Origin of the sequence: Sphingopyxis sp. J-6 (assembly GCF_046603995.1) — a bacterium.
In the GTDB taxonomy this organism is placed as follows: Bacteria; Pseudomonadota; Alphaproteobacteria; order Sphingomonadales; family Sphingomonadaceae; genus Sphingopyxis.
This window is the reverse complement of sequence record NZ_CP145810.1, coordinates 4,220,435-4,246,179: the sequence shown is the minus strand read 5'-3', so window position 1 is coordinate 4,246,179 and position 25,745 is coordinate 4,220,435. Positions and strand designations below refer to the sequence as shown.

At 64.9% G+C, this 25,745-nt stretch carries 28 protein-coding genes; 10 read left to right on the top strand and 18 right to left on the bottom strand.

Annotated features, from left to right (window positions below; all coding sequences use genetic code 11):
- Positions 1-89: 89 nt before the first annotated feature.
- The 3 genes from fusA to rpsL all read right to left on the bottom strand — a co-directional run bounded on the left by fusA (position 90) and on the right by rpsL (position 3,207).
- Entirely contained in the window at positions 90-2,183 is a 2,094-nt protein-coding gene (gene fusA, locus V6U71_RS20130) for an elongation factor G (protein ID WP_411340094.1), read from the bottom strand.
- 108 nt (positions 2,184-2,291) lie between these two features.
- The gene (rpsG, locus tag V6U71_RS20125; RefSeq protein ID WP_037556359.1) at positions 2,292-2,762 is read right to left on the bottom strand and encodes a 30S ribosomal protein S7; all 471 of its coding nucleotides are present in this window, start codon (positions 2,760-2,762) and stop codon (positions 2,292-2,294) included.
- A gap of 73 nt (positions 2,763-2,835) precedes the next feature.
- Positions 2,836-3,207 carry a 30S ribosomal protein S12 gene (gene rpsL, locus V6U71_RS20120; protein ID WP_037515637.1) on the bottom strand — a complete coding sequence of 124 codons (372 nt, stop codon included), beginning with the start codon at positions 3,205-3,207 and terminating at the stop codon, positions 2,836-2,838.
- 305 nt (positions 3,208-3,512) lie between these two features.
- Here rpsL and V6U71_RS20115 point away from each other — a divergent pair, with 305 nt between their 5' ends.
- Complete coding sequence (locus tag V6U71_RS20115) at positions 3,513-4,013, top strand: DNA-deoxyinosine glycosylase (protein ID WP_411340093.1); 501 nt, start codon at positions 3,513-3,515, stop codon at positions 4,011-4,013.
- 134 nt (positions 4,014-4,147) lie between these two features.
- Here V6U71_RS20115 and V6U71_RS20110 read toward each other — a convergent pair whose 3' ends face one another.
- On the bottom strand, positions 4,148-5,446 hold the full coding sequence (locus V6U71_RS20110) for a metal-dependent hydrolase family protein (protein WP_411340092.1): 1,299 nt from the start codon (positions 5,444-5,446) through the stop codon (positions 4,148-4,150).
- 105 nt (positions 5,447-5,551) lie between these two features.
- Between V6U71_RS20110 and V6U71_RS20105 the strand changes: the two genes are divergently transcribed.
- On the top strand, positions 5,552-6,229 hold the full coding sequence (locus V6U71_RS20105) for a pyrimidine 5'-nucleotidase (protein WP_411340091.1): 678 nt from the start codon (positions 5,552-5,554) through the stop codon (positions 6,227-6,229).
- Entirely contained in the window at positions 6,226-7,068 is an 843-nt protein-coding gene (dapD, locus tag V6U71_RS20100) for a 2,3,4,5-tetrahydropyridine-2,6-dicarboxylate N-succinyltransferase (protein ID WP_411340090.1), read from the top strand. The genes V6U71_RS20105 and dapD overlap by 4 nt, the downstream gene beginning before the upstream one ends.
- Before the next feature lie 15 nt (positions 7,069-7,083).
- Here dapD and V6U71_RS20095 read toward each other — a convergent pair whose 3' ends face one another.
- Positions 7,084-9,117, bottom strand: coding sequence for a DUF3857 domain-containing protein (locus V6U71_RS20095; protein ID WP_411340089.1), 2,034 nt, complete (start codon positions 9,115-9,117; stop codon positions 7,084-7,086).
- A gap of 231 nt (positions 9,118-9,348) precedes the next feature.
- On the opposite strand from V6U71_RS20095, the gene V6U71_RS20090 reads away from it, so the two are divergent.
- Positions 9,349-11,439 (top strand): TonB-dependent receptor, encoded by a 2,091-nt coding sequence (locus V6U71_RS20090; RefSeq protein ID WP_411340088.1) that lies wholly within the window; start codon positions 9,349-9,351, stop codon positions 11,437-11,439.
- Positions 11,440-11,572: 133 nt separating this feature from the next.
- On the opposite strand, the gene gpmA is transcribed toward V6U71_RS20090, so the two are convergent.
- Complete coding sequence (gpmA, locus tag V6U71_RS20085) at positions 11,573-12,259, bottom strand: 2,3-diphosphoglycerate-dependent phosphoglycerate mutase (RefSeq protein ID WP_411340087.1); 687 nt, start codon at positions 12,257-12,259, stop codon at positions 11,573-11,575.
- 188 nt (positions 12,260-12,447) lie between these two features.
- Between gpmA and V6U71_RS20080 the strand changes: the two genes are divergently transcribed.
- Positions 12,448-12,909, top strand: a complete 462-nt coding sequence (locus V6U71_RS20080) for an Hsp20 family protein (protein WP_411340086.1) — start codon at positions 12,448-12,450, stop codon at positions 12,907-12,909.
- Positions 12,910-12,983: 74 nt separating this feature from the next.
- On the opposite strand, the gene V6U71_RS20075 is transcribed toward V6U71_RS20080, so the two are convergent.
- From V6U71_RS20075 to V6U71_RS20020, 12 genes are all read right to left on the bottom strand, one after another.
- Positions 12,984-13,463: a GNAT family N-acetyltransferase gene (locus tag V6U71_RS20075; RefSeq protein WP_411340085.1), complete on the bottom strand. Its 480-nt coding sequence runs from the start codon at positions 13,461-13,463 to the stop codon at positions 12,984-12,986.
- Entirely contained in the window at positions 13,460-14,569 is a 1,110-nt protein-coding gene (locus V6U71_RS20070) for a M14 family metallopeptidase (protein WP_411340084.1), read from the bottom strand. The genes V6U71_RS20075 and V6U71_RS20070 overlap by 4 nt, the downstream gene beginning before the upstream one ends.
- A complete protein-coding gene (locus V6U71_RS20065) occupies positions 14,566-15,198 on the bottom strand; it encodes a DUF4136 domain-containing protein (protein WP_411340083.1) in 633 nt (210 codons plus the stop codon). The genes V6U71_RS20070 and V6U71_RS20065 overlap by 4 nt, the downstream gene beginning before the upstream one ends.
- A gap of 92 nt (positions 15,199-15,290) precedes the next feature.
- Positions 15,291-15,959 (bottom strand): cell wall hydrolase, encoded by a 669-nt coding sequence (locus V6U71_RS20060; protein WP_411340082.1) that lies wholly within the window; start codon positions 15,957-15,959, stop codon positions 15,291-15,293.
- A 196-nt stretch (positions 15,960-16,155) separates the two neighbouring features.
- Positions 16,156-16,452: a DUF1491 family protein gene (locus V6U71_RS20055; RefSeq protein ID WP_411340081.1), complete on the bottom strand. Its 297-nt coding sequence runs from the start codon at positions 16,450-16,452 to the stop codon at positions 16,156-16,158.
- A gap of 178 nt (positions 16,453-16,630) precedes the next feature.
- Positions 16,631-17,095 (bottom strand): PTS sugar transporter subunit IIA, encoded by a 465-nt coding sequence (locus tag V6U71_RS20050; protein ID WP_054589673.1) that lies wholly within the window; start codon positions 17,093-17,095, stop codon positions 16,631-16,633.
- Between the two features lie 152 nt (positions 17,096-17,247).
- Positions 17,248-17,820, bottom strand: a complete 573-nt coding sequence (gene hpf / locus V6U71_RS20045; protein WP_054589672.1) for a ribosome hibernation-promoting factor, HPF/YfiA family — start codon at positions 17,818-17,820, stop codon at positions 17,248-17,250.
- 47 nt (positions 17,821-17,867) lie between these two features.
- On the bottom strand, positions 17,868-18,566 hold the full coding sequence (dnaQ, locus tag V6U71_RS20040) for a DNA polymerase III subunit epsilon (protein WP_411340080.1): 699 nt from the start codon (positions 18,564-18,566) through the stop codon (positions 17,868-17,870).
- A gap of 19 nt (positions 18,567-18,585) precedes the next feature.
- Positions 18,586-19,209, bottom strand: a complete 624-nt coding sequence (coaE, locus tag V6U71_RS20035) for a dephospho-CoA kinase (RefSeq protein ID WP_411340079.1) — start codon at positions 19,207-19,209, stop codon at positions 18,586-18,588.
- Positions 19,206-20,024, bottom strand: a complete 819-nt coding sequence (gene aroE / locus V6U71_RS20030; RefSeq protein ID WP_411340078.1) for a shikimate dehydrogenase — start codon at positions 20,022-20,024, stop codon at positions 19,206-19,208. The genes coaE and aroE overlap by 4 nt, the downstream gene beginning before the upstream one ends.
- Complete coding sequence (locus V6U71_RS20025) at positions 20,021-20,617, bottom strand: Maf family protein (RefSeq protein WP_411340077.1); 597 nt, start codon at positions 20,615-20,617, stop codon at positions 20,021-20,023. Before V6U71_RS20025 ends, aroE begins: the two co-directional genes overlap by 4 nt.
- Positions 20,614-21,426, bottom strand: coding sequence for a pyruvate, water dikinase regulatory protein (locus tag V6U71_RS20020; protein WP_054589669.1), 813 nt, complete (start codon positions 21,424-21,426; stop codon positions 20,614-20,616). Before V6U71_RS20020 ends, V6U71_RS20025 begins: the two co-directional genes overlap by 4 nt.
- A gap of 349 nt (positions 21,427-21,775) precedes the next feature.
- Between V6U71_RS20020 and hemE the strand changes: the two genes are divergently transcribed.
- From hemE to V6U71_RS19995, 5 genes are all read left to right on the top strand, one after another.
- Complete coding sequence (gene hemE, locus V6U71_RS20015; RefSeq protein ID WP_411340076.1) at positions 21,776-22,804, top strand: uroporphyrinogen decarboxylase; 1,029 nt, start codon at positions 21,776-21,778, stop codon at positions 22,802-22,804.
- Positions 22,805-22,837: 33 nt separating this feature from the next.
- Positions 22,838-23,254 carry a CopD family protein gene (locus V6U71_RS20010; protein ID WP_411340075.1) on the top strand — a complete coding sequence of 139 codons (417 nt, stop codon included), beginning with the start codon at positions 22,838-22,840 and terminating at the stop codon, positions 23,252-23,254.
- Between the two features lie 196 nt (positions 23,255-23,450).
- A complete protein-coding gene (gene rho, locus V6U71_RS20005) occupies positions 23,451-24,707 on the top strand; it encodes a transcription termination factor Rho (RefSeq protein WP_037557490.1) in 1,257 nt (418 codons plus the stop codon).
- A 6-nt stretch (positions 24,708-24,713) separates the two neighbouring features.
- The gene (locus V6U71_RS20000; protein WP_411340074.1) at positions 24,714-25,007 is read left to right on the top strand and encodes an antibiotic biosynthesis monooxygenase family protein; all 294 of its coding nucleotides are present in this window, start codon (positions 24,714-24,716) and stop codon (positions 25,005-25,007) included.
- A complete protein-coding gene (locus tag V6U71_RS19995; protein WP_411340073.1) occupies positions 25,004-25,729 on the top strand; it encodes a TerC family protein in 726 nt (241 codons plus the stop codon). The genes V6U71_RS20000 and V6U71_RS19995 overlap by 4 nt, the downstream gene beginning before the upstream one ends.
- The last annotated feature ends 16 nt before the right edge of the window (positions 25,730-25,745 follow it).

The window sequence follows — 25,745 nt, the reverse complement described above, 5'->3', positions numbered from 1 at the left end:
CGTTGATCAGTCGTGGACGAGCCTGCTGAATCAGGCGCCGCCCTTAGAGGGTCTTGCCGCGCGGCGCAAGTCCGCGCGGCTTTCACCTATCAGGCCATCTTGGCCTTCACTTCTTCGGCGACGTTGGTCGGCACTTCTTCATAATGCGAGAATTGCATCGAGTAGCTGGCGCGACCCTGGCTGAAGCTGCGCAGCTGGTTGACGTAACCGAACATGTTCGCCAGCGGCACGATCGCCTCGACAACCTGGGCATTGCCCCGGCTGTCGGTGCCCTGGATCTGGCCGCGGCGGCTGTTGAGGTCGCCGATCACGTCGCCCATGAACTCCTCGGGGGTGACGACTTCGACCTTCATCACCGGTTCGAGCAGCTTGATGCCGGCCTTTGCCGCCACTTCGCGCATCGCCGCACGGCCCGCGATTTCGAACGCCAGCGCCGACGAGTCGACGTCGTGGTACGCGCCGTCCGTCAGCTTGATTTCGAAGTCGATGATCGGGAAGCCAATCATGTGACCGTTCTCGGCCGACTCGCGCATGCCCTTTTCGACCGACGGGATATATTCGCGCGGAATGTTGCCGCCCTTGATCTCGTCGAGGAAGGTGATGCCCGAGCCGCGTTCGCCGGGGGCGACGCTGACCTTGACGCGGCCGAACTGGCCCGAGCCGCCCGACTGCTTCTTGTGGGTATAGTCGACGTCGACCGGCTTCGCGAGCGATTCGCGGTACGCCACCTGCGGCGCACCGACATTCGCTTCGACCTTGAACTCGCGCTTCATGCGATCGACGAGGATGTCGAGGTGAAGCTCGCCCATGCCCTTGATGATCGTCTGGCCCGATTCATGGTCGGTCGAGACGCGGAACGAGGGATCCTCGGCCGCGAGGCGATTGAGCGCGATGCCCATCTTTTCCTGGTCGGCCTTGGTCTTCGGTTCCACCGACAGCTCGATGACCGGTTCGGGGAATTCCATCCGCTCGAGGATGATCGGCGCATTGGTGGCGCAGAGCGTGTCCCCGGTGGTGGTTTCCTTGAGCCCGGCGAGCGCAACGATATCGCCCGCGAACGCTTCCTCGATGTCCTCACGCGAGTTGGCGTGCATCAGGAGCATACGGCCGACCTTTTCCTTCTTGTCCTTGACCGAGTTCAGATAGCTGCCCTTGGTCAGGGTGCCCGAATAGATGCGGGCGAAGGTGAGCGAACCGACGAACGGGTCGTTCATGATCTTGAACGCGAGCATCGACAGCGGCGCCGAGTCGGCGGTCGCGCGCGAATCGGGTTCGTTCGTGTCGGGGTTCACGCCCTGCACGTCTTCGATGTCGAGCGGCGAGGGCAGATAGTCGACGACCGCGTCGAGCAGCGTCTGGACGCCCTTGTTCTTGAACGCCGAGCCGCAGAGCACGGGCACGAACGCCTGACCGAGCGTGCCCTTGCGGATCAGCGCCTTCAGCGTCGCGACGTCGGGCAGGTTGCCTTCGAGATAGGCTTCCATCGCATCGTCGTCCTGTTCGACGGCGAGTTCGACGAGCTTTTCGCGATATTCGGCGGCCTTGTCGACGAGGTCGGCAGGGATCTCTTCATAGAAGAATTCGGCGCCGAGGCTTTCGTCCTTCCAGATGATCGCGCGTTCGTTGACGAGGTCGACGAGGCCCTTGAAATCCGATTCCGCGCCGATGGGCAGATAGAGGACAGCCGGCGTCGCACCGAGACGATCGATGATCGTCTGGACGCAATAATAGAAGTTCGCGCCGGTGCGATCGAGCTTGTTGATGAAGCACATGCGCGGCACGCGATACTTGTCGGCCTGACGCCACACGGTTTCCGACTGCGGCTCGACGCCGGCAACGCCGTCGAACGCGGCAACCGCGCCGTCGAGGACGCGCAAGCTGCGCTCGACTTCAATCGTGAAGTCGACGTGGCCGGGGGTGTCGATGATGTTCAGGCGATGCTCGGGACCATTGCCCTCTTCCGCCTTCCACAGACAGGTGGTGGCGGCCGACGTGATCGTGATGCCGCGTTCCTGTTCCTGCTCCATCCAGTCCATCGTCGCGGCGCCGTCATGGACTTCGCCGATCTTGTAGGACTTGCCGGTGTAATAGAGAATGCGCTCGGTCGTCGTGGTCTTGCCGGCGTCGATGTGCGCCATGATACCGAAATTGCGATAGCGTTCGAGCGGATGGCTGCGTGCCATGGTCTTTTCCTCGGATTTGGGGGGAGGCCTTTGGAGCCACCCCCGATATAGGAACGATTGTTACGATTGCGAGACGCGGATGCGAGAACCGGGCCGTCCCGCGAGCGCTTACCAGCGGTAGTGGCTGAAAGCGCGGTTCGCTTCCGCCATGCGGTGCGTGTCTTCGCGCTTCTTGACCGCATTGCCGCGGTTGTTCGACGCGTCGAGCAGTTCGCCCGACAGACGCGCGGCCATCGTGGTTTCGCTGCGGTTGCGCGCCGCCGTGATCAGCCAGCGGATCGCGAGCGCCTGCGCACGGTCCGGACGGACTTCGACGGGAACCTGATAGGTCGCACCGCCGACGCGGCGGCTGCGGACTTCGATGTTCGGGCGGATGTTCGCGAGCGCTTCGTGGAACACGCCGATGGGTTCCTTCTTGGCGCGGGCTTCGACCGATTCGAGCGCACCGTAAACGATGCTTTCGGCGACGGACTTCTTCCCGTCGAGCATGACACTGTTCATGAACTTCGACAGCACCACATCACCGAAACGGGGATCGGGCAGGATTTCGCGGCGTTCGGGACGACGACGACGAGCCATAGGTAATTCCTTTTACAACAGCATCCCGGCGCCAAGGCAGCCAGGGATGATCAAATAGCCGAAAAAGCGGTCCTTACTTCGGACGCTTCGCGCCGTACTTCGAACGGCTCTGCTTGCGGTCCTTCACGCCCTGCGTATCGAGCACGCCGCGCAGGACGTGGTAACGCACACCGGGAAGATCGCGGACACGACCGCCGCGGATCAGCACGACGCTGTGTTCCTGGAGGTTGTGGCCTTCGCCGGGGATGTAGGTGATGACTTCGCGCTGGTTGGTCAGGCGGACCTTTGCAACCTTGCGGAGCGCCGAGTTCGGCTTTTTCGGGGTCGTCGTATAGACACGGGTGCAAACGCCGCGCTTTTGCGGGTTTGCGTCCATCGCCGGGACCTTGGACTTCACCTTCTGGGGAGTCCGGCCCTTGCGGACCAGCTGGTTGATCGTGGGCATGAATGCTTCACCTTTAAATGTCCGCCCATCAAAGCGAACGGTTACTGTACTGCGGTGGATGAAGCTCCGGCCGATATCCGCCAAAAACGGCGGAAAACGGCCGACCTGATAACAGCAAAAGACCCCGGCGGATCGTGATGATCTTCCGGAGGCTCCATCCGCGCCAGCAATGTTCAAGCGCTGTTGTAACTGAAAGGGACGGCAAACCGCCCTTTTCGGTCGAGCGCGCCCCTAGACCCGATTCCTTTCGCGGTCAAGGGGCGGGCAATATTGTTGCGCCGGACCGGACCGGTTATCGGATGCCGATGCCCGCCACTCGCCACGCCAGCTTCGCACCGCATGTGTATCCCGACACAAGGCTGCTGATCCTCGGCAGCCTGCCCGGCGCGCGGTCGCTCGCCGAGCGGCAATATTATGCGCATCCGACGAACCAGTTCTGGCGGCTGGTCGGTGAGGTTGTGGACCGGCCGCTCGCCGGCCTGCCTTATGAAGAGCGGCTGGCCGCGCTCCGCGCGGCGAAGGTCGGTCTGTGGGACGTCATCCGCAGCGCCGAACGGCAGACGAGCAGCGATTCGCTGATCCGCGAAGCCGAACCGCACGACCTCGCAGCGCTGGTCGCCACCCTGCCCGACCTCGGCATGATCGCCTTCAACGGCGGCAAGGCCGCGGCGATCGGGCGGAAGCAATTGCCGCCGCTCGGCGGCATCGCGCTGCTTGACCTGCCGTCGAGCAGCGCTGCGAACACGATCGGTTTCGCAGCGAAGCTCGCGCAATGGCAGCAGTTACGCGCCGCGTTGTCGGACTGACGATCCTCCCTGCCGCGAAGGAGGTGGGGAGGGGGACCGCTCGCGTAGCGAGTGGTGGAGGGGCCGCGACGGTTGCTCCATAGGCCCCTCCGTCAGCGCTTCGCGCTGCCACCTCCCCACCGCAGGATCATTCGTCAGTCGACCACCTCGCCGCGCGCCATCACGAAATCGACCTGCTTGAGCACGCGCACATCGGCGACCGGGTCGCTTGCGACGGCGATGATGTCGGCGCTCTTGCCCGGCGCGATGGTGCCGATCTGGTCCGACAGGCCGAGCAGATCGGCGGCATTGACCGTCGCCGCCTTCAAGGCCTCGAGCGGGGTCATGCCGTGCTGGACCATCAGTTCGAATTCGTCGCCATTGCGGCCGTGCTTCGACACGCCGGCATCGGTACCGAAGGCAATGCGCACGCCCTTGGGTACCAGTTGCTCGAGGCTCTTGCCGGTGATCGAGATACGCCACTGAATCTTCGCGAGCACGTCGGGTTCATAGGCGCCCGGATTGGCGGCGAGGCGTTCCTTGTAACCGTTCACGGTCGACAGCGTCGGGACATAATAGGCCTTCGACTTCGCCCAGGCAGCGATCGTCGCCTCGTCGAGGATCGTGCCATGCTCGATCGAATCGGCGCCGGCCGCAAGCGCGAGGCGGATGCCGTCGGCGCCGTGCGCGTGGACCGCGACCTTCTTGCCGAACATATGCGCGGTATCGACGATCGCCTGCGCCTCGTCGTCGAACATCTGCTTGCCGAGCCCGGCGCCGATCCGGCTGTTGACCCCGCCGGTCGAAGCGAATTTGATCACGTCGGCGCCGCGTCCGATCTGCAATCGCACCGCGCGGCGGCAATCGTCAGCGCCGTTACAGGTATTGCCGGCACCGGCGAAGAAGGGACGCAGCTCGTCGCGATAGCCGAGCGACCCGTCCATATGGCCCGCGCTGCCCGAGATCGAAGCACCGGCATCGACGATCCGCGGTCCACGCACCTTCCCGGCGAGGATCGCATCGCGGAGCGCCAGTGTCGCCCCGTCGCCGTCGCCGAGATTGCGGACGGTGGTGAAACCCGCACGCAGCGTCTTCATCCCGTTGACCTCGGCATTGAAGGCCTGCGCGGCGGGGCTGAGCGTCACATCCTCGAGCTGCCCGGCGATACCGCCGGCGTCGCTGGTCAGATGCACATGGCTGTCGATCAGCCCGGGAAGGACATATTTGTCGCTGAGGTCGATCAGCGTCGCACCCGCTTCGGCCGGCTGATGTCCGTCGGCGATCGATATGATCTTTCCGCCTTCGACCACGATCGTCGCGGCGCCCTTTGCGGGCTGGCCCGGCTCGGCGAGCAGATGGCCGGCATGGATCACCGTTCGCGTGGTCTGTGCGGTGGCGGGCAGGGCGAGTGCCACCCCCGCGAGAAGGAACGGAAGGAAAGTCTGTCGCTTCATGGCTGGCGCCCCCTGTGCATGTCGTGCAGCGGTTAAAGCCGATCGCTACCGGGACGTAAAGCGCACGCCTTGCCCGCGGCGCGCTCTGCCGGTAAGCGCCGCGCCATGGCGCCGCGCATCGACCATATCGACAGCTGGATCTTCGATCTCGACAACACGCTTTACCCGCCATCGGCGAAGCTGTTCGACCTGATCGACGAGCGCATGGGCGCCTTCATCATGCGCCTGCTGGACGTCGACGCGGTCGAGGCACGGCGGGTGCAGAAACAATATTTCCACGATCATGGCACGACGATGGCCGGGCTGATGCGCCACCACGGCATCGACCCCGAAGATTTCCTCGTCGATGTCCATGACATCGCCCTCGACCGCATCGCGCCCGATGCGCGGCTTCGCGCCGGGCTCGAACGCCTGCCGGGGCGCAAGCTGATCTTCACCAACGCCGATGCCGATTATGCGGCGCGCGTGCTGGAGGCGCGCGGGATTGCCGACCTGTTCGACGGCATCTGCGACATCCGCATCACGCAATATACGCCCAAGCCCGATCCGGCCGCTTATGCAACGATGATCGCGCACCTCGGCGTCGATCCGGCGAGCAGCCTGTTCGTCGAGGATATGGCGCGCAATCTGACCCCGGCCAAGATGCTGGGGATGACCACCGTGTGGCTGGACAATGGCAGCGAAAGCGGCCATCGCGACCACCTGCCAGACCATGTCGATTTCCACGCGACCGACATTGCCGACTGGCTCGACAATTTGCCGCAACCTTGGGGAATTTCATGAGCACCGACCTGCAGACGACGATCGAAGCCGCTTGGGAGGACCGCGACACGCTGGGCCTGACGACCCAGGGCGCCGTGCGCGATGCGGTCGAAACCGCGCTCGCCGGGCTCGACGACGGCAGCTTCCGCGTGGCGGAACGCGACGCGGGCGGCACCTGGCAGGTCAATCAATGGCTGAAGAAGGCAGTGCTGCTGTCCTTCCGCCTCAACGACATGGAACTGATCGAGGGCAGCGCAGGCGGCGGGCACTGGTGGGACAAGGTTCCCTCGAAATTCGCCGGCTGGGGCGAGAACCGTTTCCGCGACGCCGGTTTCCGCGCCGTCCCCGGATCGATCGTCCGCCGCGGCGCCTTTATCAGCAAGGGCGCGGTCTTGATGCCGAGCTTCGTCAACATCGGCGCTTATGTCGGTGAAGGTTCGATGGTCGACGCCTGGGCCACGGTCGGAAGCTGCGCGCAGATCGGCGCCAACGTCCATCTGTCGGGCGGCGCAGGGATCGGCGGCGTGCTCGAACCGCTGCAGGCAGGCCCGGTGGTGATCGAGGACGGCGCCTTCATCGGTGCGCGCGCCGAGGTTGCCGAAGGGGTAATCGTGCGCGAGGGCGCGGTGCTGTCGATGGGCGTCTATCTCGGCGCCTCGACCAAGATCGTCGACCGCGCGACGGGCGAAATTTTCATCGGCGAAGTGCCCGCCTATTCGGTGGTCGTCCCCGGCGCGATGCCGGGCAAGCCGCTGCCCGACGGCAGCCCCGGCCCGTCGCTCTATTGCGCGGTGATCGTCAAGCGCGTCGATGCCAAAACGCGCGCCAAGACCGGTATCAACGAGCTGCTGAGGGACTGACGCCGACGCCCCCGGTCAGGGTTTAGCGGCCTCCGAAACACAAGGCACGATGTCGGCCGCCCAGTCGATGTCGTAGGTTGCGGGCACCGTCTTCCGGTGGGGATCGGGCATGCCGCCGCCTTCCGGATTGTAGAAGACCCACGCCATGCTGTTGTCGAAGCCGGCGATCCGGGCATTGTCGCGCCGCGCGCTGACCGCGTCGATTTCCTGACGTTCGACGCGCAGTCCGCGGATCATCCGGATCGCCCCGTCGCGAACGTCGAACGCCCGGTAATAATTTCTGCCGAAAATATGCGTGTCGTATCCCGACTTGAACGTCCAGTCCGACGCGCCGGTCGTCGACGGCAGCCGCAGCGTCGTCACCCGGCAATCATAGTCGGGCGCGTTATAATAGGGCAGATCCTGATTCTGGTCCGCCGGCCGCACGCGCCGTTCGGGCGGGCTGAAACCGCCGCCGGGCAGCGCCAGCGATTTGCCCCCGTTCCCGTCGTCGTCCCAGTCGACCTCCCACGTTCCGCGGATCGTCATGACGCTTGCTTCGGCCTTCTGGTCATAGCGCCATTTGACGTCGTCGACCGTCTGCCATGCGTCACCGAGGAGTTGCTGGCGCATCGCGTTGAGCAACTGGCCCGCAGTCAGGCCCGATAGCTGCACCTGCTGCTGCAGCCCCGTCAGCCCGCGAACGATGATGGTGTTCGTCACTTGCGCCGGCTGGTCGAAACCCGCGCGCGCGTCGATTTCGAAAAGCGTGATTTCGTCGGGCCTCGATGCGGGACGCCATGGCAGATTCTGGATCGCCGCACCTTGCGCGGTCAACGGCAGGACCCAGCGATAGGGCAAGGCAGGGGTGGTCCCCGGCGGGACGACCGGCGGCAGCGTGCCGTCGAGCCAGTAGACCTTGCCATCGATACGGGCCCGCACGAGGACATGATCGAACATGCCCGCGTTCGGCAGCCGCTCGTCGAGGCCGTCGTCCGCGCCGCTGTTGTTGACGAGCACCGCTTCGGCTTCGATCCCGAGCCGTGCGAGCAGACCCAGCAAAAGCACGGTCTTGCCCTTGCAGTCGCCGTAGCGGCGCTGCCATGTCTCCTCGGCGGTGGCGGGGGTGAGATTGCCGTTGCCGAGCCCGACGTAGATATAGCGGACATCCTGCTGGACCAGCTTGAGCGCGGCGGCCGCGCGGTCCAACGGACGCGGATGGGCCGCGGCGATACGCCCGGCTTCGGCAACCAGCACCGAACCGTCGGGAATCGCCGCAGCCCTTGTGTACAGCGGGGCGAAGTGCCGCGATATCGCGGCCCAGTCGGCAAAATCGGTGAACTCGACGATCCGTTGCCATTGATAGCGGGCCGGCGCATCCTTCGGCGGGGTGAGCATCGGGGGATTGTCGAAGGAAAAATCGACGCCGCTGTTACTCGTCCGCGCGGCCGCCGCCATGTCGGGCGTCATCCTGATCCCGGGTTTCAGCCCCTTGTCCCAGCTCAGGCCCAGACGATAGCGGCCGGGCGCCGGGCTTGGCCCCAGAAACAGCAGCCCCGCATCGTTATGGCCGAGCGTCGGATCGCTGACGCGGGTGGTCAACCCCACCTCCAGCTCGTCGCCGACGCGCAGGTCGGGAACGCGGAGCACCGCGGTCAAGATGCCGTCGAGTTTCGCGGCTTCGAGCTGATCCTCGCGGCGGAGGATTTCAAACGAGGCCTTTTCGAGCACGTCGATCGTCTCGCCCGCGCGGTGGACCTTGACCAGATGCACGATCGGCGGGCCCGAGGCGGGATTCCACGCGATCGATATATTGCCGGCCTGTAACGCATTCGGGTGGAGAAGCCGCATCCGGTAGCCAAGATATTGCGCCTGCCCCTCGCCATCGAGATGGATCAGCGCGTCCTGGCGCCGCACGAAAACCAGCCCGTCGGCATCGTCGGGAACCGGCATCAGTTCCGACGGAACGACCCACCCCGGCGCGGGCCCGCGCTGAATTTGCCCGTCCTCCGCCATCGCTGCCGCGTGCGTCAGCACGGCGGCAAGCAGTATCGAACCCGGAATGCGCATGATAACCCCCATTGCTGGGGCAATAATGTCGGGAATTCCGCACGATGCAAGAAAAGACCGGAAGCGGCGCGTCCATTCCGGACCGACGTTCGTCGGGCGAACGCCATGCCCTCGTCCCGCTCGTCGAAGACTGCGGCGCGTTGGTAGACATTGGGGCGTGCCGGGGTTTATTGCGAACTATTCGCGATTGCGGCGCTGTCTTGTTTCGGCAGCCGTCACGAGGGGGGAAGCATGCCGGCCGGTATCGGGAGAACATCGTTTGCGATTGCGGCCTTGTGGCCGTTCGCCCCCGCGGCTGCGCAGGAAGCGACGGGCAACGCCGCACCGGCCGTCGCGACCGACGCCAGGCGCGCGCAGCGTTATACTCCCGACGATTTCAGGCGCTTCGCTCCGCGCACCGCGCTCGACATGGTCGAGAAGATACCGGGCTTCCTGATCGTCACCGGGACCAACGGCGGCGACCGTGGGCTCGGCGCGGCGACCGAGAATGTGCTGATCGGCGGTGAACGGATCGCCAACAAGACGACCGACGCCCGCGCCGCGCTGTCGCGCATCGCCGCCAGCGACGTCGCCTATATCGATATCGTCGACGGCGCGAGCCTGAGCGTCCCGGGGCTCAGCGGGCAGGTTGCCAATATCGTCCTCGTCGCGGGAAAACGCGCGGGCGGTTTCAAGACGACGGTCCGCTGGCAACCCGAACTGCGGCCGCGCATCCGCGACAACTGGTTCAATGGCGAAATTTCGACCAGCGGCAAGCTCGGCGGCACCGACCTGACGCTCAGCCTGAAGAACGAAGCGACGCGCGCGGGCGGCTGGGGCCCCGAACGCGTTTACGACGGCGACGGCACGCTGCTGTTCACGCGCGATGAACATATGCACAGCTATTTCGACAGCCCGCGGCTGTCGGCGGCGCTGGCCCGCACCACCGCCAACGGCAACAAGTGGAATGTCAACCTCGGCGGCCAGTTGCAGATTCTCGACGATGCGGTGCGCGGCACGTCGGTCCAGCCCGGCGCCGGCCGGGTCGACGAGGATTTCCGGTTCAGCGAGGACGAGCATAATTTCGACATAGGCGGCGATTATGAATTCGCCCTCGGCAAGGGCCGGCTCAAGCTGATCACCCTCTATCGTTTCGAACATAGCCCCTTCGCCGATACCTTCATCGTCGATCGCGAAATCGGCGGGCGGAGCGGCGAACGTTTCAAGCAGACCGCCGACGAAGGCGAAGCGATCCTGCGCGGCGAATATGGCTGGCGCACCGCGGGCGGCACCGACTGGCAGATCGCACTCGAAGGCGCGTACAACACGCTCGACGTCGACGCCGAATATGCGACGCTCCGCCCCGATGGCAGCTTCCAGCCGGTCATCTTCGGCGGCGAGAAAACGAAGGTCGAGGAAAAACGCGGCGAGGCTTCGCTGACCTGGGGGCGCTCGCTCGCGCCGAACCTCACCGCGCAGGTCAACCTCGGTGCCGAATATAGCGAGCTCACCTCGTCCGGCCCCGACGGCCTGACGCGCCGCTTCGTCCGGCCGAAAGGCAAGATCGCGCTCGCATGGAAACTGTCGCCGAAAACAACGGTCAACTGGCACGTCCAGCGCCGCGTCGACCAGCTCAATTTTTTCGATTTCGCGAGCTCGGTCGACGTCGCAAACGGGCAGGGCAATGGCGGCAACGGCCGGCTCGTACCGCCGATCCTCAACCGTACCGAGCTGGAGGTCGTGCAGGACATGGGCGCGTGGGGCAACGCCTCGCTCGCCGTCGCTTATGCCTATGCCGAGGATATCGTCGACCAGATTCCGCTGTCGCCGACGACCGAAGGCCGCGGCAATTTGCCGCCCGCACACCTCTATCGTGTCAGTTCGAAGGCGACCCTGCTGCTCGACCGGCTGGGGTGGAAGGGCGCGCGGATCAACAGCGATATCACTTGGCGTCGCAACCGCGTGCGCGACCCGCTGAACGGCCGGTGGCGCGACCAGAGCTTCGGGCAGGAGCATGTGATCGACCTCAGCCTGCGCCACGATGTCCCGGGCACCGACCTGGCATGGGGCGCCGGATATTTCCGCGAGCGCTACAGCCCGAACCTGCGGCTCGATTCGATCGAGGACGAATATCGGCGCCACCATTTCGTGACCGCCTATATCGAGCACAAGAATGTCGCCGGATTCACGGTCCGCGCATCGTTCCGCAACCTCGCCGACCAGATCGACGCCCTCGACCGCACGATATTCGTCGATCGCCGCGACGGGCCGGTCGCCTTCGTCGAAAACCGCCGGCGCAAATTCGGGCAGGGGGTCCAGTTTACCGTGAGCGGGGCGCTTTGATTTTCGTTTCGGCTATGCCGAAACGAGGCGGCGCCGGCCCGCTCCCCCGCCTAACCTCCCGACCATAGTACCCTATGGGAGGTTGGGCGGGGGAGCGGGCCGGCGCCGCCTTCCACGTAAGTGGAAGAAACGCTCAGCGCTCGCTGAGGTAATAGCGTTCCTTCGCGCTCAGATCGTCGGCGAGGTCGTAGACGATCGGCTGGCCGGTCGGGATTTCGAGGCCGGTGATGTCGGCGTCCGAAATCCCCGACAGATGCTTGACGAGCGCGCGCAGGCTGTTGCCGTGCGCCGAGATCAGCACCGTCTTGCCCGCCGCAAGCTGCGGCACGATCGCCGCGTCATAATAGGGCAGCACGCGCGCGATCGTGTCTTTCAGGCTCTCGGTCGAGGGGATCGCGATGCCGGCGTAACGCGGGTCGCTGGCGAGTTCATAGGGCGAGCCGGCATCGAGCGGCGGCGGCGGGATGTCGAAGCTGCGGCGCCAGATCTTCACCTGCTCGTCGCCATGCTTCGCCGCCGTCTCCGCCTTGTCGAGCCCGGTGAGGCCGCCGTAATGGCGTTCGTTGAGGCGCCAGTCCTTGGTCACCGGCAGCCAGAGGCGGCCCATCGCCTCGAGCGCCAGGTTGAGCGTCTTGATCGCGCGCGTCTGGACCGAGGTGAAGGCGAGGTCGGGCGCGATACCCTTTTCCTTCATCAGCTCGCCCGCCGCCCATGCCTCGGCCGCACCCTTTTCGGTGACGTCGACATCCCACCAGCCGGTGAAGCGGTTTTCGAGATTCCACTGCGACTGGCCGTGACGGATGAGGATGAGCTGGGGCATTTCGGATCCTTCGGATGGAGGAGAGTCGCCGCCCTTTAGCGCGGGTTTTCCGCAAAGGCCAACGCCCCTCTTGAAATGGTTTCAGGGGCTACCAGATTGATCGCATCCGGCTGCCGCAACGGGGCCGGGTGGCGATCGCGGCACGTCTCCGCGGTCCCTGGCTTCGCTTTTTGAAAGGAAGAAAGACCATGCGTAACAGCTTCGACTGGACCCCCTATCGCCGTTCGACCGTCGGCTTCGATCGGCTGTTCGATTTCCTCGAGACCGGTGGGTCAGGCGCCGAAAATTATCCGCCGTTCGATATCGAAAAGGTCGCCGACGACCATTTCCGGATCACCGTCGCGGTGGCTGGCTTCAAGGCCGACGAAATCGACATCACCGCGCAGCAGAACATTCTGAGCGTCAGCGGTCGCAAGGCGCCGGCCGCGGAAGGCGAGGAGCGCAAGCTGCTCTATAGCGGCATCGCGACCCGCGCGTTCGAGCGCCGCTTCCAGCTCGCCGATTTCGTCCGCGTCGGCAGCGCCGACCTCGCCGACGGACTGCTCACCATCGACCTCGTGCGCGAGGTGCCCGAGGCGATGAAGCCGCACAAGATCGCGATCGGCGGCGGCACCGCCACGCTGATCGAGCCCGGCAAGAAAGCTGCGTAACGCACCTTCGGCCGCCACGTCCCGCGGGACGTTCGAACGGGGTCCGGAGTCCCTTCCGGGCCCCGTTTTGCTGTCTAGAGCGCGCGCGTCATGAAGCGGCTGAACGGATCGGGTTTATAGTCGGCAAAGGGTTCGCATTCTTCGAAGCCGTGACGCGCATAGAGCGCGAGCGCAGGCGCGAACGCCGGACCCGATCCGGTTTCGAGGCTCAGACGTGCCAGTCCTCGCGACCGCGCCGTTTCGACGACATGTTCCAGCATCCGTGCCGCGACCCCCTGCCGCAAAAAGGCGTCGGCGGTGCGCATCGACTTGATCTCGCCATGGCCGGCATCGAGTTGCTTGAGTGCGCCGCATCCGGCCAGTTCGCCGTCGCGGTGAATCGACCAGAAGGTTACGCCGCCGGCGCGCAGCCCCTCGAAATCGAGGAAGTGACAGCTCCCGGCCGGCGAACTGGCGAGCATGCCGGCGAAATGCTGTTCGAGCAGTGCGCGGATCGGGGCGCCCGACAGATCGTCCTCGACGATCCGCCACGCCCCGTCCGCTTCCGGGCTCATAGCATCTGGTCCAGCGTCGCGAGACAGGCGTGCGCGAGCAGCTTCGAGCGCTCGGGCGACCAGCCGGCGACCGGGTCGGGCAGATCGCGATTGTCCTTGAAGGGCATTTCGAGCGTCATCGTCACCGCGCCGAAGCGTTCGGCGAGCTGCGTCGTCGACATGGTGAGATTCGCCTGACCGGGGGCCGATTCGACATAGCCGAGCTCGACCTGGAAATCGGGCGTATTCGCCGCGAGCGCGGTCTGGAACGCCTTGTATTTTTCCATCTGCCCGGGCTTCAGCGACGGGATGCCCTCGAACCCCGCGAGGAAGACCGCGGGAATCGCTTCGTCGCCATGGACGTCCATCGCCCAGTCGACGCCGCTTTCGTCCATCGCGCTCCGCACGCACAAGACCTCCGGACTGCGTTCGGCGGTCGGATTATCCCATTCGCGGTTGAGGTTCACGCCCGCATAGTTGGTGCGCAAATGCCCGCGGCGCGAGCCGTCGGGATTCATGTTCGGGACGATGTGGAAGCGGCATTTCTGCCGCAGCGAACGCGCCTGCGGATCGGCGGGATCGGTGAGCTTTTCGAGCGCGCCTTCCATCCACCATTCGGCCATGCTCTCACCCGGATGCTGGCGCGCATAGAGCCAGACCTGCGTGTCACCGGTGCCGAGTTCGAGACAGTCGATCGGCTGGCCCTCAAGGCTGGTGCCGAGGCAACGATAGGCGACGCCCTCGCATTCGGCGACCGAAGCCACAAGGTCGTGGTGACGCTCCATTGAATAGGGCGCGAAATAGGCGATCCAGAGTATCTGGCTTTCGGCGGTGTGACGGATCGTCAGCGTGTCCGCATCATAGGCGGTATCGAGGCGGAACCAGTTTTCGCGATCATAGCTGGCGCAGGCGGCATAGCCCGGCCAGCCGTCGGGATAGGCCGAATCGGCGAGACCGGCGATCGCCAGCTCGAGCGCATCGCCGACCGCGCAGCCGACGCGGAAGTGGAACCACTGGAAGAAATCCGAATCGCGGTCCTTGCGGATCGACAGTCGGGCCGACGTCCCGTCGATCGCATCGACGACGATGTTGCCGCTGTCGAAAGCGGCGTTGATGGTGATGGTCATTTGACCGTGATAGTGCGTCCCGATTCGCCGGGGAAGCCTTTGAATAGCGCATCGGCCAATTTCGCCGCCGCGAGCGACGGCTGCGCCGCCGGCGCCTTCGCCGAAACCGCGGTTAGCGCGCGGCCTTCCCACAAGGCCTGCCCGGTCGCGGCATCGTCGATCCGCACCGCGAGTTGCAGGTCGAGCATCCACTTCGATCCGCCGCCGCCAAGGTTGATCCCGATGCCGAGCCCGACGCCCGAGCCGTAACTGCCGGTCGACCCGCCGACACCGACCGACACCGGCGAGCGCTTGCCGACTCCGGCGTTGCGGTCGGCGCGGTCGAAACCGATCCGGACCTTGAGCGGCGCGCGCGCGCCATTTTCGGCGGGAACAAAGCCCTGAAGCTGCAACTGGCGCTCGACCGCAGCGCGGTAGCTGTCCCATTCGAGCGACGGCCCTGCTGCCCCGACCATCGCCGCCGGATCGCCGAGCGGCGCGGCGTCGACGACATAACGCGTCCCGGCCGCCCAGCCCGTCGGGGCAGCCGAATGGAAACGGGTGACTTCGACCGGCGGCACGGCCGTCGCGCAGCCACCAAGCGTGAGCGCCATGGCCGAAAGCATGGCGGCGGAAAGATGAAGCTTCATCCCGCTATCATGCGCCCGAATAGATGGCCTGGCAATGAACGGGATGCGGGGCTTCCTCCCCACGGCTTTACCGCAGGGAGGAGCGAATCGCCTCAGCGATAGAAGATATGGTTGTCGATCTGCGCGATGCGCGTCTTGCGCCAACCCGGCGAGACATGGCGGGCGTGGAAGAAGAGCGCACCCGGCGCATTGTTCTTCCAGCTGCCGTCGCGGGCGATCTGGGCGATCGCGACCGCATTGTCCCACTGCGCGGCATTGCGGACGGCGGGCATCTTGCCGCCGCGCACGAAGCTGAACTGGCTTTTCTGATGGACGACGCCGCACAGGCTGGTGGGGAAGCGGCCGGATTTGGCGCGGTTGATCACGACATGCGCCACCGCGAGCTGGCCGACGAGCGATTCGCCGCGCGATTCGAAATAGACCGCGCCGGCGAGGCAGCGCAGTTCGGGATCGATGGTGGCGGGATGCGGCGTCGCATCGACGAGCGCGGCGAGCGATTCGGCGGTTACCGGCGCCGGCTTCTGCGCGGCAACGGTCTGATCGTCCTCGTGATCGCTGTCTTGTGCGGCCAGCTCTTCGCTTGCGGCCGACAGATCCGCCGTTTCGGCCGTGGCCGGCACATCGATGCCCGGCAGGCTGATCGCGGGGAGGTTGGCCTCGGCGGCCAGGTCGCTGGCGAAACCGGGTTCCGCCAGAAGCAGCATGGTGGCGGCAGTCATGCCGACGGCAGCCACGCTGGCTACGTTCAGGATGCGACTCATAGTGTCCGTCAAAAGTGCGGCCGATGAACCGAACCTCTCAACACAGGCGGGGGACTATTGTCCGGCTATCGCCTGTCGGTCATCGTCCGACTGCGTGTCCGAACCGTTTTGCCGGGGCAATGCAAAAGGCAGTGCAACCCACGGAACGACCTACGCGTTATCGAATGCGCGCCACCTATGTTGCGGCGCAACAGAGTCAAGTTAACGCAGCCCACTCCGCGACGAGTTGTGGCGCATCTGCGATATCCAGTTCGATCAGCCACAGATCGGGATCGGCCTTTCGCCGCCGGTTTTGATAGTTTTCGCGCAATTCACCATCGCTGTCACCGGCTGGCCCGACCGCTTCCCAGACATAGCCGGCCGGCGAAAAACGCCGCTCAAGCAAGAGCCCGGGGCGTCCACGATCGGCACACTGGATGAGGATGACGCCCGAGGTTTCGTCGCCGTGCGCGAGAATCGCGGCGAAGCCGCCGGCGGCTTCGGTCCGCCGCAAGAGCAGGTCGACGAGAAAGCGGCTAGTCAGGCGAGTCACGGGAGTCTGTGCTCTGTTTCAGCTTCGCTGAAACGATACGGCACCGGCCCGCTCCCCCACCCGGCCTCCCTATCGTAGTATCCTAGGGGAGGCCGGGTGGGGGAGCGGGCCGGTGCCGTATCCACGTCAGTGGATCAATCTACGCCGCGTCACGCGTTTCGCCGTCGGCGAGCAACGCATAGAGCGCCTCGTCGCTCTTCGCGCCGCGCAGCCGGTCGGCGATGCTGTCGTTGCGCAGCATCCGCGACACGCCCGCAAGGGCCTTCAGATGGTCGGCGCCGGCATCGAGCGGCGACAACAGCACGAACAGCAGGTCGACGGGCAAGCCGTCGACCGCCTGGAAATCGATCGGCCGCGCGAGCTGCAGGAACAGGCCGCGGACGCCCGACAGATCGGCCATCTTGGCATGCGGCAGCGCAATGCCGCGGCCGAAGCCGGTCGAGCCGAGTCGTTCGCGTTCGAGGAGCGCTTCGCTGACTTCGCCGGCGTCGAGGCCGAGCGAGCGGCTCGCGAGATCGCCGAGAAAGGGGAAAAGCGCCTTTTTCGAATCGAGCTGTACATGCGCACGCACGGTCGCGGGGTAAAGAAGGGAAGACAGGTTCATCGCTCTGGTCAAATCTATATTGCCGCCGGGATTGCCGCCCGGATTCAGCTTGGGGCAATCTATCGCGGATCGGTCGTGCCGGAACCCAGCCAAAGCGGCATAGGGCGTTGATGGGCGCGGCCCTTATGCCGGTTGGCAGAGAAAATCCAGCCCTATTGCGGTTCGACCCATCCGATCGTCCCGTCGCGGCGGCGATAGACCATGTTGTGCGAGCCCGTCTTGCTGTTGACGAAGAGCAGCGCATTGGTGTCGCGCAGGTCGAGCATCATCACCGCATCGGACACGCTGCTGGTCGGGATGTCGACGCGCGTTTCGGCGATGATCGCCGGCGCGTCGCCGGCATCGTCTTCCTCGCCGCCGCCGTCGAAGACGATATAGCTTGCATTATCCTCGATCTCGTCGATCGTCGGCGACGGGTGGCCCGCGCCATTATGATCCTTCAACCGTCGCATATAGCGGCGGAGCTGCTTTTCGATGCGCTCGGCCGCGCCCTCGAACGCGACATGCGCGTCCTGCGCCTGGCCGTGGCCCTTGAGCACGAGGCCCTGCATCACATGCGCGACGATATCGCACTGGAAACTGTCATGCGGCCCTTTCCCGAACGTCGCGTGCGCCCCGATCGCGCGCGAGAAATATTTGTCGGCAATCGCGTTCATCCGGTCCGACACATGCGCCTGGAGCGCTTCGCCGGTTTCGATCTGGTGGCCAGAGACGCGGATTTCCATTTTTCTTCTCCTTCTATGGCCGGCGCGATGACATCAGGGAGAAGTCATCACACCGTATCGAGCCACAGCGGCTGGTTCAGCGCTGCGACAAATTCGGCATGGCGCGCAAGTTCGGCGGCCGATGCGATATGGGGGCGGGGTTCGCGAAACGGACGCGCGCCGGTGCGCGGGGCCGCGGCGGCAGTCGCAGCGACCGGGGCGGCGGCAGGCGAGGCGGCCAGCCCGAGCCCGATCTGCCGCCCGCCGGTCATTTCGATGTACAGATGGGCGAGCAGTTCGGCGTCGAGCAAGGCGCCATGCTTGACGCGGTGGCTGCGATCGATGCCGTAGCGCGTACAGAGCGCGTCGAGGCTGTGTTTCGCTCCCGGATGCAGCTTGCGCGCCATCTGGACCGTGCAGCACATGCGCGCCATGTCGAGCGCCGGCCGGCCGGCGCGCGCCAGTTCGGCGTTGACGAAACCGAAGTCGAACACGGCGTTGTGCGCGATCAGCGGCGCGTCGCCGAGAAATTCGAGCAGTTCGTCGACACGCGTCGCAAACAGCGGCTTGTCCGACAGGAACTGGATCGACAGGCCGTGCACCGCTTCGGCGGCTGCGGGCATGTCGCGTTCGGGGTTGAAATAGGCGTGGAAGCTCTGGCCCGTCTCGCGGCGGTCGACCAGTTCGATGCACCCGATTTCGACCAGCCTGTCCCCGGTTTTGGGATCGAACCCCGTGGTTTCGGTATCGAAGATAATCTCTCGCATCGAAGCCTCAATCTGGACCCTATCGGGCGCGGAAACAAGAGGCGATGAAGCGAATCTGGCGGTGTGTCTCGCTTTTGGGACGGCCCGTTTCTATGATGAAATCGGCGCGCGACCGTTTGACGCGGTCGGGAACCTGCAGGCGGCGAATCGCCTTGAGCTTCGCCGCGGTCATACCCGGACGGCGCATGACGCGCTTTCTTTGCATCCACGCCGGCGCCGACACCACCGCGATCGCACCGACCCTGCGCCAGCCACCCTTTTCGAACAGGAGCGGGATATCGAGCACGACGACGTCGCGCGCGCGGTGCTTTGTCAGGAATCGCCGCTGCGCCTTGCCGACCGCCGGATGGACGATCGCCTCGAGCGCCGCGAGTTCGTGCGTGTTGCCGAGCACCCGGCCGCCGAGCTTTTGCCGGTCGACGCCGCCCGGCCCGGTGGTGCCCGGAAACCGCGCCTCGATCGCCGCGACGAGATCGCCGCCGGGCCCCTGCAACCGGTGCACCTCCGCATCGGCGTCGAACACCGGCACGCCTTCGCGTTCGAACATTGCCGCCGCGGTCGACTTGCCCATGCCGATCGAACCGGTCAGGCCGAGGATGAAAGGACGGCGGAGCCGCGAACCGGCGCGCGGACGATGCGTCATGCCGCAACCAGCAAGGCGCGAAGCTCGTCATCGCGGCCTTCGGGCGGCGGCGCGCCGAAGAACAGCTCGAACGCCAGCGCCGCCTGGCCGATCAGCATGTCGAGCCCGTCGACCGTATCGAGCGAGCGCGCTTCGGCCGCCTTCAGCAGCCCCGTTTTCAGCGGCGAATAGACGAGATCGTAGACGATCGCTTCCTCGGGGAGCGGCGACAGGTCGAGGTCGAGCGGCGGCTGTCCGGTCATGCCGAGGCTGCTCGAATTGACGAGCAGCGATACCGGCGGCAGCGCGGCGTCGAGGCCGACGACATCGCCCTTGAGTCCGAAGGTCGCGAGCAGCCCCATGGCTTTCAGAGGGCTGCGATTGAGGATCGTGACATGACCGACATTCGCGCGGGCGAGCGCGAACAGGACCGCGCGCGCCGCACCGCCGGCGCCGACGACGGCGACCGGCGCGCCTTCGAGGTCGAGTTCGGCGAGCGGCGCATAGAAACCCGCCGCATCGGTGTTGGTGCCGATCAGCGTCCCGTCCTTTTGCCGGACGACCGTATTCATCGCGCCGATGGTGCCGCGAATGTCGCCGGGATCGTCGACCAGATCCATCACCGCGACCTTATGCGGGATGGTGACGTTGCAGCCGCGCCAGTCGGGATCGTCGCGGCGTTCGGCGATAAAGGTCGCCAGCGCGTCGGGCCTGACATGCGCGCGCCGGTAATCGCCGGACAGGCCGAGTGCCTCGAGCCAGAAACCGTGAATCAATGGCGATTTGCTGTGCGCGATCGGATCGCCGATCACTTCGGCATAAGCGATTCCGCTCATGATGGCGCCAATCCCGTGGCGCGCAGCCACGCCAGCAAAGGCAGCATCGGCATGCCGATGATGGTCCAGGGGTCGCCTTCGACCCGATCGAACAATTGCACGCCCGCCCCCTCGATTTCATAGCATCCGACGGTCCAGCGGATGCTGTCCCATTCGCGCGCGACATAGTCGGCGATGAAGGCCTCCGACAAGGGGCGCATCCACAGCTTCGCTTCGCCGATCGCGCGCCACACCGGCGCCCCGTCGCGCGCGGCAACGGCGGCGCTGAACAGCCGGTGGCGCGCACCCGCCATGCGCCGGAGATGGCCGGCCGCGTCTTCGGGGCTTTCGGGCTTGGTCAGCATCGACCCGTCGTCGAGCGCGAGCGTCGAATCGGCCCCGATCACGGTCACCCCGGGCAGGCGCGACGAGATTTTGACCGCCTTCGCCTCGGCGAGCGCGTCGGCGATGTTGCGCGGCGTCTGGCCGGCCGCGAGCAACGACGCGGTGAGCGCTTCCTCGTCAACATGTGCCGCGGTGGTTTCGAAGTCGAGCCCGGCGGCGCGGAGCATCGCGGCGCGGCCGCTGCTTTGCGAGGCGAGAAGCAGCGTCATGCGGCGCCGCGGTCTTCAACCAGTTTGATCACCGCCGCCGCGGTTTCCTCGATCGAGCGGCGCGTCACGTCGATCACCGGCCAGCCATTGTCGGCGAACATCCGGCGCGCATAAGCGAGCTCGGCCTTGACGCGCTCGTCGTCGACATAGCTCGTCTCAGGCGCCTGATTGAGCGAGAGCAGCCGGTTGCGGCGCACCTGCACCAGCCGGTCGAGCCCGGTGGTGAGCCCGACGACCATCGGCCGTTTGAGGTGGTAGAGCGCTTGCGGCGGCGGCGATTCGGGGACGATCGGGATATTCGCGGTCTTGTATCCACGGTTGGCGAGATAGATGCTCGTCGGCGTCTTCGAGGTGCGCGAGACCCCGGCGAGGACGATGTCGGCCTGTTCCCAATTCTCCCAGCCAATGCCGTCGTCGTGCGCGACAGTAAACTGGATCGCCTCGACACGCGCGAAATAGGCGGCGTCGAGCGCATGCTGGCGTCCGGGACGCGCTTTCGCTTCCTGCCCGAGCATCCGCGACAAGGCGTCGGTGACCGCATCGAGCGCGGCGACGGTCGGCAGGTTGAGCGCGCTGGCGCGGCGTTCGAGGCTGACCCGCAGCTCGCCGTTGACGAGCGTGAAGAGGATCATCCCCGGGCTCGCCTGCACTTCGGCCATGATCCGGTCGAGATGCGATTCCGAGCGGACCATCGGCCAGAAATGCCGCACCACCTCGACATCGTCGAACTGTGCGATCGCTGCCTTGGCGATATTTTCGAGCGTCTCGCCCGTGGAATCGGATATGAGGTGCAGATGAAGTCGGCCCATCGCGCCACCATGGCGGGAATCCGCGGAAAAAGGCAATCCCGGATCGGGTCTGCGACGACGAATATCCCCCTGTGGATAAGTTTCGGCATAAGCGCAGGGATGAATTGGGCAGCCGCGATTCATCCCCGGCCGTGTCGATTCCGCTCCTTCGCTTATCCACAAGCCACGACTCTTATCCACAGGCTGTGAATTAGGAGGATAGCGGTCGGCGACTCCGTAACGTTACCCATGAAGGGCAGAGTCAAGCTGTTGGCAAAAGGGACGCCCCCGCCTAAAGCCGCGATGTCCGCCGACCTACAAACCACCACAATTATCTTTAAATATATATGAAGAGAGAAAGAGGGGCCGCGTGAAGGCGTCACCGAAGAGCTTGCTGGCAACACTGCGCGGGGCACGGCAGGAACGCCCACCCCTGTGGCTGATGCGTCAGGCCGGACGCTATCTCCCCGAATATCGTGCTCTTCGCGAGACCAAGGGCGGTTTCCTCGAACTCTGTTACGATCCCGAAGCGGCCGCCGAAGTGACGCTGCAGCCGATCCGGCGTTTCGGCTTCGACGGCTCGATCCTCTTTTCGGACATTCTCGTCATCCCGCACGCGCTTGGCCAGAATTTGTGGTTCGAGGCCGGCGAGGGGCCGCGGCTCGCGCCGCCGCTCGTCGATAGCGCCTTGACGGCACTCGACGCCGCCCACCAGCGGCTCGATCCCGTCTATGCGACCGTCGCGCGCGTCGCCGCGGCTTTGCCGCCCGAGACGACCTTCCTGGGCTTCGCAGGAAGCCCGTGGACGGTCGCGACCTATATGGTGGCGGGGCAGGGGTCGAAGGATCAGGCCGCGGCGCGCCGCATGGCGTTCGGCGATCCCGAAGCGTTTCAGGCGATCATCGATGCGATCGTCGATTTGTCGATCACCTATCTTTCGGGACAGATAGAGAATGGCGTCGATGCGGTGCAATTGTTCGACAGCTGGGCGGGCAGCCTGTCGCCGGCGCAATATGAGCGATGGGTGATCGCACCCAATGCCGAGATCGTCCGCCGCCTCAAGGCGCTGCATCCCGATACGCCGGTGATCGGTTTTCCGAAGGGCGCCGGCGGGAAACTCGCCGCCTATGCGCGCGAGACCGGGGTCGATGCGGTGGGCCTCGACGAAACCGTCGATCCGGCCTGGGCCGATGCCGCCCTGCCGTCACATCTGCCGGTGCAGGGCAATCTCGACCCGCTGGCGCTCGTCGCCGGCGGCGCGGCGCTCGATAGCGCGATCGACCGCATCCTTGCGGCCTTCCCCGATCGTCCCCATATCTTCAATCTCGGCCATGGTATCGTGCCCGACACGCCGATCGCGCATGTCGAGCATCTGATCAAACGCGTTCGCGGCGGATAATCTATGGAACTGGCAGGCTTTCTGGGGGCGACGATGCTTTGGATCAAAGCCGCGCATATCATTTTCGTGATCTTCCTGATGGCCGGCCTGTTCATGATGCCGCGTTTCTTCGTCTATCATCATCAGGCACCGGTCGGGTCGGACGAGGACAAGAAGTGGATCGAGCGCGAGGACCGGCTGCGGCGGATCATCCTCGGCCCGTCGCTGGTGATCGTCTGGATCCTCGGCCTGCTGCTCGCCTTCAACGGCAATTACTGGCGCGAGGGCTGGTTCATCGCCAAATTGCTGCTCGTGATCGCCTTGTCGGGCTATCACGGCTGGATGATCGGCTATTTCAAGAAATTGAAAAAGGGCGAGCGGCCGCTGACCGAGAAGCAGTTGAGGATGCTCAACGAAGTGCCCGGCGTTGCCGCGGCGATCATCGTCATCCTCGTCGTCGTGCGCCCCTGATCGCTGCTCCTTCCGGCGCGGCCCGATTGACTTGAACCCGGCCCGGTTATAGGGGCCGATCAACCCCGTTCCACGCGGGCGGCGCTTTGCGGCGCCGAAGCTATCGCAAACGGCCGTCCCACGGCCGGATAGGCACCCCAGCGGTGCACAAGAATAGTCTTATTTTCTCCCTGATTTTCTACCCGGAATCCATCCAATGCATCTTAAAGAACTCAAAACCAAAGCGCCCGCACAGCTCGTCGAAATGGCGGAAGAACTGGGCGTCGAAGGCGCATCGACGCTGCGCAAGCAGGACCTGATGTTCTCGATCCTGAAAGAACTCGCCGAAGAGGGCGAGGAAATCATCGGATCGGGCACGATCGAGGTTCTCCCGGACTCGTTCGGTTTCCTGCGCTCGTCGGACGCCAATTATCTCGCGGGTCCCGACGACATTTATGTCTCGCCGAACCAGGTCCGCAAATATGGCCTGCGCACCGGCGACACGGTCGAAGGCGAGATCCGCGCCCCGCGCGACGGCGAACGCTATTTCGCGCTGACCAAGCTGATCAAGGTCAATTTCGACGACCCCGAAGCGGTCCGCCACCGCGTCAATTTCGACAACCTCACGCCGCTCTATCCGAACCAGAAGCTGTCGCTCGACACCGTCGACCCGACGGTGAAGGACAAGTCGGCGCGCGTCATCGACCTCGTCAGCCCGCAGGGCAAGGGCCAGCGCGCGCTGATCGTTGCGCCGCCGCGCACCGGTAAGACGGTGTTGCTGCAGAATATCGCCAAGGCGATCACCGACAATCATCCCGAAGTCTATCTCATCGTCCTCCTCGTCGACGAACGTCCCGAGGAAGTCACCGACATGCAGCGCAGCGTGAATGGCGAGGTCGTTTCCTCGACCTTCGACGAGCCCGCGACGCGCCACGTCCAGGTCGCCGAAATGGTGATCGAAAAGGCCAAGCGCCTCGTCGAGCACAAGAAGGATGTCGTCATCCTGCTCGACTCGATCACGCGCCTCGGCCGCGCCTACAACACTGTTGTCCCGAGCTCGGGCAAGGTGCTGACCGGCGGTGTCGATGCGAACGCGCTCCAGCGCCCGAAGCGCTTCTTTGGCGCTGCACGCAACATCGAGGAGGGCGGCTCGCTCTCGATCATCGCTACCGCGCTGATCGACACCGGCAGCCGCATGGACGAGGTCATCTTCGAAGAATTCAAGGGCACGGGTAACTCGGAAATCGTGCTCGACCGCAAGGTCGCCGACAAGCGCATCTTCCCGTCGCTCGACGTCGGCAAGTCGGGCACCCGCAAGGAAGAGCTGCTCGTCGAGAAGGACAAGCTCAGCAAGATGTGGGTGCTGCGCCGCATCCTCATGCAGATGGGCACCGTCGATGCGATGGAATTCCTGCTCGACAAGATCAAGGATTCGAAGACCAACGAGGATTTCTTCGACAGCATGAATCAATAGGCCAATATGGCCGTCCTCGAACATGCCTTGCTTCCGGTGCGTGTCGGATGCGAAGCCGGGTTCGAGGCGGCTATGGCCGATGCTCGGCCGCTGATCGAAGCGTCGCCGGGCTTTATTTCACTCGAAATTCGCCGTCCGACAGCAACGGGGCAGGCTTATCTGCTTCTGGTGAAGTGGCGGTCGGTCGAAGATCATCGTGACGGCTTCCGGCAATCGGATCGCTACCGGCAGTGGCGGGCATTGCTGCATCACTTTTATGACCCTATGCCAGAGATCGGCTATTTCGGAGATCCGCTGTGATATTGGAATTTTTGACGCAAGCGGCTTCCGCCGCGCCGAGCTTCGGTTCGCCTGCCGAAATCTGGCAGCATATCGTCAATGATTTCAGCAATATCGGATCACCGGCGGCGATGTCGGCTTTTCTGCAGGTGCTGATGATCGATATCGTGCTGGCGGGCGACAATGCGATCGTTGTCGGTGCGCTTGCCGCGGGCCTGCCCGCCGACCAGCGGCGCAAGGTCATCGTCATCGGTGTACTCGCAGCGCTGGTGCTGCGGGTGGCGTTCGCGCTGGTCGTCCAGCAGCTGATGGGTATCGTCGGGTTGATCTTCGTCGGCGGCCTGCTGCTCGTCTGGGTGGCGTGGAAGATGTGGCGCGAACTGCGCGAGGGCGCCCACTCGGCGGGTTCGCCCGAGGTCGAAGGCGACGAACATTCGGGCCTGAAGCCGGCCAAGAGCTTTGCTGCCGCCGCCTGGGCGGTCGCCGTCGCCGATGTCAGCATGAGCCTCGACAATGTGCTCGCGGTCGCTGGCGCGGCACGCGACCATCCCGGCATCATGATCGTCGGCCTGATCGTCGCCGTCGCCCTGATGGGCGTCGCGGCGAACATCATCGCCAAATATATCGAGCGCTACCGCTGGATCGCCTACATCGGCCTTGCCGTGATCGTCTATGTCGCGGTCAAGATGATCTACGAAGGCTGGGTCGATCCCGGCGTCGGGATCGGAACGCTGTTCGGTTGATCGTCTTCAGCCTGAA

Bases quoted from the DNA above. Each gene is read 5' to 3' on its own strand.
- fusA (WP_411340094.1), bottom strand. From the start codon at position 2,183: ATGGCACGCAGCCATCCGCTCGAACGCTATCGCAATTTCGGTATCATG.
- rpsG (WP_037556359.1), bottom strand. From the start codon at position 2,762: ATGGCTCGTCGTCGTCGTCCCGAACGCCGCGAAATCCTGCCCGATCCC.
- rpsL (WP_037515637.1), bottom strand. From the start codon at position 3,207: ATGCCCACGATCAACCAGCTGGTCCGCAAGGGCCGGACTCCCCAGAAG.
- V6U71_RS20115 (WP_411340093.1), top strand. From the start codon at position 3,513: ATGCCCGCCACTCGCCACGCCAGCTTCGCACCGCATGTGTATCCCGAC.
- V6U71_RS20110 (WP_411340092.1), bottom strand. From the start codon at position 5,446: ATGAAGCGACAGACTTTCCTTCCGTTCCTTCTCGCGGGGGTGGCACTC.
- V6U71_RS20105 (WP_411340091.1), top strand. From the start codon at position 5,552: ATGGCGCCGCGCATCGACCATATCGACAGCTGGATCTTCGATCTCGAC.
- dapD (WP_411340090.1), top strand. From the start codon at position 6,226: ATGAGCACCGACCTGCAGACGACGATCGAAGCCGCTTGGGAGGACCGC.
- V6U71_RS20095 (WP_411340089.1), bottom strand. From the start codon at position 9,117: ATGCGCATTCCGGGTTCGATACTGCTTGCCGCCGTGCTGACGCACGCG.
- V6U71_RS20090 (WP_411340088.1), top strand. From the start codon at position 9,349: ATGCCGGCCGGTATCGGGAGAACATCGTTTGCGATTGCGGCCTTGTGG.
- gpmA (WP_411340087.1), bottom strand. From the start codon at position 12,259: ATGCCCCAGCTCATCCTCATCCGTCACGGCCAGTCGCAGTGGAATCTC.
- V6U71_RS20080 (WP_411340086.1), top strand. From the start codon at position 12,448: ATGCGTAACAGCTTCGACTGGACCCCCTATCGCCGTTCGACCGTCGGC.
- V6U71_RS20075 (WP_411340085.1), bottom strand. From the start codon at position 13,463: ATGAGCCCGGAAGCGGACGGGGCGTGGCGGATCGTCGAGGACGATCTG.
- V6U71_RS20070 (WP_411340084.1), bottom strand. From the start codon at position 14,569: ATGACCATCACCATCAACGCCGCTTTCGACAGCGGCAACATCGTCGTC.
- V6U71_RS20065 (WP_411340083.1), bottom strand. From the start codon at position 15,198: ATGAAGCTTCATCTTTCCGCCGCCATGCTTTCGGCCATGGCGCTCACG.
- V6U71_RS20060 (WP_411340082.1), bottom strand. From the start codon at position 15,959: ATGAGTCGCATCCTGAACGTAGCCAGCGTGGCTGCCGTCGGCATGACT.
- V6U71_RS20050 (WP_054589673.1), bottom strand. From the start codon at position 17,095: ATGAACCTGTCTTCCCTTCTTTACCCCGCGACCGTGCGTGCGCATGTA.
- hpf (WP_054589672.1), bottom strand. From the start codon at position 17,820: ATGGAAATCCGCGTCTCTGGCCACCAGATCGAAACCGGCGAAGCGCTC.
- dnaQ (WP_411340080.1), bottom strand. From the start codon at position 18,566: ATGCGAGAGATTATCTTCGATACCGAAACCACGGGGTTCGATCCCAAA.
- coaE (WP_411340079.1), bottom strand. From the start codon at position 19,209: ATGACGCATCGTCCGCGCGCCGGTTCGCGGCTCCGCCGTCCTTTCATC.
- aroE (WP_411340078.1), bottom strand. From the start codon at position 20,024: ATGAGCGGAATCGCTTATGCCGAAGTGATCGGCGATCCGATCGCGCAC.
- V6U71_RS20025 (WP_411340077.1), bottom strand. From the start codon at position 20,617: ATGACGCTGCTTCTCGCCTCGCAAAGCAGCGGCCGCGCCGCGATGCTC.
- V6U71_RS20020 (WP_054589669.1), bottom strand. From the start codon at position 21,426: ATGGGCCGACTTCATCTGCACCTCATATCCGATTCCACGGGCGAGACG.
- V6U71_RS20010 (WP_411340075.1), top strand. From the start codon at position 22,838: ATGCTTTGGATCAAAGCCGCGCATATCATTTTCGTGATCTTCCTGATG.
- rho (WP_037557490.1), top strand. From the start codon at position 23,451: ATGCATCTTAAAGAACTCAAAACCAAAGCGCCCGCACAGCTCGTCGAA.
- V6U71_RS20000 (WP_411340074.1), top strand. From the start codon at position 24,714: ATGGCCGTCCTCGAACATGCCTTGCTTCCGGTGCGTGTCGGATGCGAA.